This is a genomic window from Mycobacterium sp. TH-M15 (genome assembly GCF_057473705.1).
In genome coordinates this window covers 1-5,501 of record NZ_JBYCLB010000008.1, presented here as the reverse complement: position 1 = coordinate 5,501, position 5,501 = coordinate 1, and the positions used below count along the sequence as shown (strand labels likewise).

General features: G+C 70.1%; 6 protein-coding genes. 2 read left to right on the top strand and 4 right to left on the bottom strand.

All coding sequences use genetic code 11. The annotated features are described in order from the left end of the window. The first annotated feature begins 53 nt into the window (after positions 1 to 53). Positions 54 to 2,174, top strand: a complete 2,121-nt coding sequence (locus AC2VNT_RS00170; RefSeq protein ID WP_486944940.1) for an acyl-CoA dehydrogenase family protein — start codon at positions 54 to 56, stop codon at positions 2,172 to 2,174. Between the two features lie 82 nt (positions 2,175 to 2,256). On the opposite strand, the gene AC2VNT_RS00165 is transcribed toward AC2VNT_RS00170, so the two are convergent. The 4 genes from AC2VNT_RS00165 to AC2VNT_RS00150 all read right to left on the bottom strand — a co-directional run bounded on the left by AC2VNT_RS00165 (position 2,257) and on the right by AC2VNT_RS00150 (position 4,950). Beyond that, positions 2,257 to 2,673: a PIN domain-containing protein gene (locus tag AC2VNT_RS00165; protein WP_486944939.1), complete on the bottom strand. Its 417-nt coding sequence runs from the start codon at positions 2,671 to 2,673 to the stop codon at positions 2,257 to 2,259. After that, positions 2,663 to 2,896 carry a hypothetical protein gene (locus AC2VNT_RS00160; RefSeq protein ID WP_486944938.1) on the bottom strand — a complete coding sequence of 78 codons (234 nt, stop codon included), beginning with the start codon at positions 2,894 to 2,896 and terminating at the stop codon, positions 2,663 to 2,665. Before AC2VNT_RS00160 ends, AC2VNT_RS00165 begins: the two co-directional genes overlap by 11 nt. Positions 2,897 to 3,263: 367 nt before the next feature. Next, positions 3,264 to 3,815 carry a hypothetical protein gene (locus tag AC2VNT_RS00155; RefSeq protein WP_486944937.1) on the bottom strand — a complete coding sequence of 184 codons (552 nt, stop codon included), beginning with the start codon at positions 3,813 to 3,815 and terminating at the stop codon, positions 3,264 to 3,266. 52 nt (positions 3,816 to 3,867) lie between these two features. Next, positions 3,868 to 4,950 (bottom strand): 2Fe-2S iron-sulfur cluster-binding protein, encoded by a 1,083-nt coding sequence (locus AC2VNT_RS00150; RefSeq protein ID WP_486944936.1) that lies wholly within the window; start codon positions 4,948 to 4,950, stop codon positions 3,868 to 3,870. A 168-nt stretch (positions 4,951 to 5,118) separates the two neighbouring features. On the opposite strand from AC2VNT_RS00150, the gene AC2VNT_RS00145 reads away from it, so the two are divergent. Then, a partial coding sequence (locus tag AC2VNT_RS00145) for an acyl-CoA dehydrogenase family protein (protein WP_486944935.1) occupies positions 5,119 to 5,501 on the top strand: 383 nt, incomplete at its 3' end.

The window sequence follows — 5,501 nt, the reverse complement described above, 5'->3', positions numbered from 1 at the left end:
TGACACTATTAGAACACGTTCTAGTGTCCGGGCGGTGAAAGGCGAGGCGGAGGGTGACGGTGACGGTGACCGACGAGCAATGTGCCGCGCGCGACTTGGTGCGCGATTGGGCCGCCGCTGCGGGCAGCACGGCCGCGATCCGCGCGGTGGAGCACGGTGAGCCCGACGCGTGGCGACCGGTGCTCGCCGGGCTGGCCGACCTCGGCCTGTTCGGGGTCGCCGTCCCGGAGGACCGCGGCGGTGCCGGCGGTCGCGTTGAGGACCTGTGCGCGATGGTCGACGAGGCGGCCAAGGCGCTGGTGCCGGGCCCGGTCGCGACCACCGCGCTGGCCACCCTGGTGGTCAGCGGACCACGGCTGGCCGAGGCGTTGGCCTCCGGCGCCCGGATCGCCGGCGTGGCGATCGACGCCGAGCTGCGCTTCGACCCGGCGACGTCGCAGGCATCCGGTCACGCCGCACGGGTGTTGGGCGCCACCGCGGACGCGCTGCTGCTGCTGCCGGCCGACGGCCAGTGGCTGCTGGTCGACGCCGCAACAGGGGAAGCCGGCGGGGTGCGGGTGCAGCCGCTGCCGGCCACCGACTTCTCCCGGCCGCTGGCCCGGGTGGAGCTGACCGCGGCGCCGGCGACGCCGGTGGAAGCCGGAAACCGGGTGGAAGACCTCGTCGCCACCGTGCTCTCGGCCGAGGCCGCCGGCATCGCCCGCTGGGCGCTGGAGACCGCCGTCGCCTACGCCAAGGTGCGCGAGCAGTTCGGCAAGCCGATCGGCAGCTTCCAGGCGGTCAAGCACCTCTGCGCCGAGATGCTCTGCCGGGCCGAACAGGCCGCGGTCGCCGCCGCCGACGCCGCGGTGGCCGCCGCCGACATCGACGACCAGCAGTCCGCGATCGCCGCGGCGGTGGCCGCGGCCACCTGCCTCGACGCCGCCAAGGCCAACGTCCAGGACAGCATTCAGGTGCTCGGCGGCATCGGCATCACCTGGGAACACGACGCCCACCTGTACCTGCGCCGGGCCTACGGCATCGGCCAGTTCCTCGGCGGCGGGCAGCGCTGGCTGCGCCGCGCCGCCGAGCTCACCCGGGCCGGGGTGCGCCGCCGCCTGGACATCGACCTCGGCGACGCTGCCGGCCTGCGCCCGGAGATCGCCACGGCCGTCGCCCGGATCGCCGCGCTGCCGGGCGGGGAACGCCAGGCCGCGCTCGCCGACGCGGGCCTGCTGGCTCCGCACTGGCGCCCGCCGTACGGGCGCGGGGCGGGTCCGGCCGAGCAGTTGGTGATCGACCAGGAGCTGGACGACGCGGGGGTGGACCGGCCGGACCTGGTGATCGGCTGGTGGGCGGCCCCGACCATCCTGGAGTACGGCACACCCGAGCAGGTCGACAGGTTCGTCCCGGCGACGCTGCGCGGCGAGGTGTTCTGGTGTCAGCTCTTCTCCGAACCGGGCGCCGGTTCGGACCTGGCGTCGCTGCGCACCAAGGCGGTGCGGGTCGACGGCGGCTGGCGGCTCAGTGGCCAGAAGGTGTGGACGTCGGCGGCGCACCGGGCGCAGTGGGGGGTCTGCCTGGCCCGCACCGACCCCGACGCACCGAAGCACAAAGGCATCAGCTACTTCCTGATCGACATGACCTCGCCGGGCATCGACATCCGCCCGCTGCGCGAGATCACCGGTGACGACCTGTTCAACGAGGTCTTCTTGGACGACGTCTTCGTCCCGGACGAGATGGTGGTCGGCCAGGTCAACGACGGCTGGCGGCTGGCCCGTACCACGCTCGCCAACGAGCGGGTCGCGATGGCCGGCGGCACTGCGTTGGGCAACCCGATGGAGGAGCTGCTGGACACCCTGGCTGGCCGCGACGTCGATGCCGCCGAGCTGGACCGGCTGGGCCGGCTGATCATCGCCGCCCAGGCCGGTGCGCTGCTGGACCAGCGCATCGCGCAGCTGGCGGTGGGCGGGCGCGATCCGGGCGCCGAGTCCTCGGTGCGCAAGCTGATCGGGGTGCGTTACCGCCAGGAACTGGCCGAATACCGGATGGACCGCACCGAGGACGCCGGTGCGGTGCTCGGTCCGCAGGTCTTCGACTTCCTCACCACCCGCTGCCTGACCATCGCCGGCGGCACCGAGCAGATCCTGCTGACGGTGGCCGGCGAGCGGCTGCTCGGCCTGCCGCGGGGATAGGGGACCCGAACCGTCGCGACTGAGCCGAACCAAGCCGCCTAATGCTTGACTGCACGTGCACCGGCGTGCCGTTGTGCGCCGGCTAGCCGGCTGCGAACGGATTCTCGATTCTCAACCCGTGGTAGACCGCACCGGCGCTGAGGTCCTCGGTGAGCACCCGGGTGCATCCGGCCTGCCGCGCCGCCTCGATCACCAACGCATCCCAGTGGGACAACTGCCAGCGCTGTCCTGCGTCGATCGCGAGTTGGACCAACTGCGCGTCGATGGGAACACACGACAGTCTGGCCAACCTGCGCACCAGGTCTTTGGCGGTGTCGGGTTCGACCGCCGGTGCGAACTTGCGGGTGATCACAACGTAGAACTCGTTGAGAACCTGCGCGGACACCACGATGTCGGCCGTTTCGGCCAGCAGCGTGCGTGCGGTCTGCTTCTTGGTGGGATCTGCGTCGTCGACGGCGTACGCCAGGACGTTGGTGTCGAGGAAGCTCCTATCGGACATGCACATCCTCGCGCTTCCAGGTACGGCCGCCGGGGCCGCTGGAGGCGTGAACGGAGTCGGCGACAGTGAGGAATTCGGTGACCGCCGCCCTCGCGGGATTCTCGCCGGCGAAACTCTCCAGGTAGTCACGGACCAGTGCGTTGACCGTGGTCCGCAGTTCGAGGGCACGCATCCGTGCCCGCTGCAGTAGGTCGTCATCAATGCTGAGCGTCAGATTAGCCATGTCATCAATCCGTGTAACACATAACCAGTGTAGCACGGGATATATGCAGGGTGGTGGGATTTGGTTACGTCCGGATTCCGGTTCCGCCCACGGGTGCACTCGCGCTGCGGAACGGCCTTGGCGCCGAAATGCGCGGCCGGTCAGAATGAAATCTGAACCGGATAGCGCGGGTCGCTGGGCAGTCCCCTATCCGAGTGCCCACGGGGGCCGAGGGCACGTGCCCGGCGTCCCCGCCCCGCGTGAGTGTGAACCGCGGTGGTGGTTCGCCGGAAATCTCGCACTGTGTCGTGACGTACGACCAGCGGATGGCCGCCGGCGCTGACCGGGTGGGGTTACCGGTCACCGTGCCGCGCTGACGGATCAGGACTCAGGAGAACGTCGTCTGTGCGCAGGCGTCCGGCGTCATCAGGTTGACCCCGGGATAGACCACCTGGACGTGGGCGCAGACGATGACGTTCGCGTTGGCCGCCGGCTGACCGGTCGCCCAGTCGTTGACGTCGATGATGCCGTTGGTCTGGTATTTCTCCGGCGGACCGGCGCCCTGGTAGATGGTGGTGATCACCGCGGGGCCGGCCTCTTTGAAGACCTTCGTCTCCGGCCCGCCGTCGGCGTGCACGTCCAGGTAGACCGACCGCTTCTGCGAGTACACGTTGGTGCTCTGCCGGGCCCAGAGCTGGGTCGGGAACCCGACCACCTCGCCCTCGGCGGTGCGCAGCTGGATTCCGGCGGTGAAGTTGCAGGTGGGCGCGGGCAGCTTGCACTCGACCCAGCTGTGGGTCTCCAGCTGGCTGCCGTCGCCGACCGGGAACACCGTCACCTTGGTGCCGCTGGTGGCCCGGGCCGCCGGGGCCGGCAGCACCGCCAGGGTGAGCGCGGAAACCAGCCCGAGGCAGGACGACATCGCGAGCAACCGCTTCATCACGCTTCCCTTCGAGGTCGGGTCGGGCCTGCACACGAACCTAGCCGCGCGGTCATTCGTCGTAGCTGACTTCCACCGAATCGGTCTCCGGGTGCGACTGGCAGGCCAGGACCAGTCCTTCGTCGAGGTCCTGCTGCTCGAGCACGTCGTTGACCTCCATGCTGACCTTGCCCCTCTTCAGCACGCAGGCGCAGGCGCCGCAGTGGCCCTCCCGGCAGGAGAACGGCACGTCCAGGCCCTTGGCCAGCAAAAGGTCGAGCAGCTTGACGTGCCGCGGCCAGTCCAGGCTGCGCACCTCGCCGTCCAGCTGCACGGTCACCGTCGCCGGCGGCTCGGCACCGTCCGGAGCCTGCTCGATCGTCACCGCGGCGAACGGGTCGCCCTCCAGCGACTTGAACACCTCCAGGTGGATCCGCTGTTCGGGCACCGTCAGCGCGTCGAGCGCGTCCCGGGCCGCCTGCATGAACGGGCCGGGCCCGCAGATGAACGCGTCGTGGCCGGTGTAGGGCGCCGCCAGCCGGGCCAGCGCCGCCGCGGTCGGCAGCCCCTGCACCGACTCCAGCCAGTGCACCACGGTCAGCCGGTCTGGGTGTTTGGCGGCCAGCTCGCGCAGCGTCTCGCCGAAGATCACCGACTTCTCGTCGCGGTTGGCGTAGACCAGCACCACCTGGCCGCTGCCCTGATCCAGCGCCGACTTGCAGATCGCCATCATCGGGGTGATCCCGCTGCCGGCGGCCAACAGCAGGAAGTCGGCGTCCAGCGTCTTGGGGACGAAGGTGCCGGACGGCGCCAGCACGTGTACCCGCATCCCCGGGTGGGCGTGCTCGCAGAGCCAGTTGGACGCGTAGCCGTCCGCGGTTCGCTTCACCGTGACCGTCAGCGCGTCGTCGGTGAACGGTGAGCTGCACAGCGAGTAGCACCGGGCCACCGAGCCGGTGCGGTCACTGGGGATCCGCAGGGTGAGGAACTGTCCCGGCTGGTAGCGCAGCCGCTCCGGCGGGACGTCCGGGTCGTCGGGGCCGTCCGGAACCCGGAACACCAACGAGCGGGCGTCATCGGTCTCGGCGATGACGTCGGCGATCTGCAGTTGCAGGACGTGACTGCCCAATGGTTCGTCGGGAACGGTGTCCACCACGGTCTACCCATCTCCGGTCATAACTAGAACAGGTTACAGAAAAATGCCGACGTTCCGCTACAGTCGCAGAACACCCCGCTCGACACAAATCAGAACGTGTTCTAATCTCGGTCTAGGCTGAGTCGGCAAGCCGGGCCGTCGGGCCCCGCACTCCTGGGAGGCAATCTAGTGACGTCCACACAACAGCGCGACGTGCAGTCGGTGCTCGCCGGCATCGACGACCTGCTGCCCCAGCTGCGCGAGCGCGCCCAGGCCACCGAGGACCTGCGCCGGCTCCCCGACGAGAACGTCCAGGCGCTGCAGGAGATCGGCTTCTTCCGGTTGCTGCAGCCCGAGCAGTGGGGCGGCCTGCAGTGCGACCCGGCGGTGTTCTACGAGGCGGTGCGCCGGCTGGCCAGCGCCTGCGGATCCACCGGCTGGGTCGCCTCGATCGTCGGCGTGCACAACTGGCACCTGGCGCTCTTCGACCAGCAGGCCCAGGAGGACGTCTGGGGCGACGACTCCAACGTGCGGGTCTCGTCGTCGTACGCGCCGATGGGCGCCGGCGTGGT

Excerpts from the sequence above, each read along its gene's own strand:
- AC2VNT_RS00160 (WP_486944938.1), bottom strand. The coding sequence starts at position 2,896 with ATGGCTAATCTGACGCTCAGCATTGATGACGACCTACTGCAGCGGGCA.
- AC2VNT_RS00155 (WP_486944937.1), bottom strand. The coding sequence starts at position 3,815 with ATGAAGCGGTTGCTCGCGATGTCGTCCTGCCTCGGGCTGGTTTCCGCG.
- AC2VNT_RS00165 (WP_486944939.1), bottom strand. The coding sequence starts at position 2,673 with ATGTCCGATAGGAGCTTCCTCGACACCAACGTCCTGGCGTACGCCGTC.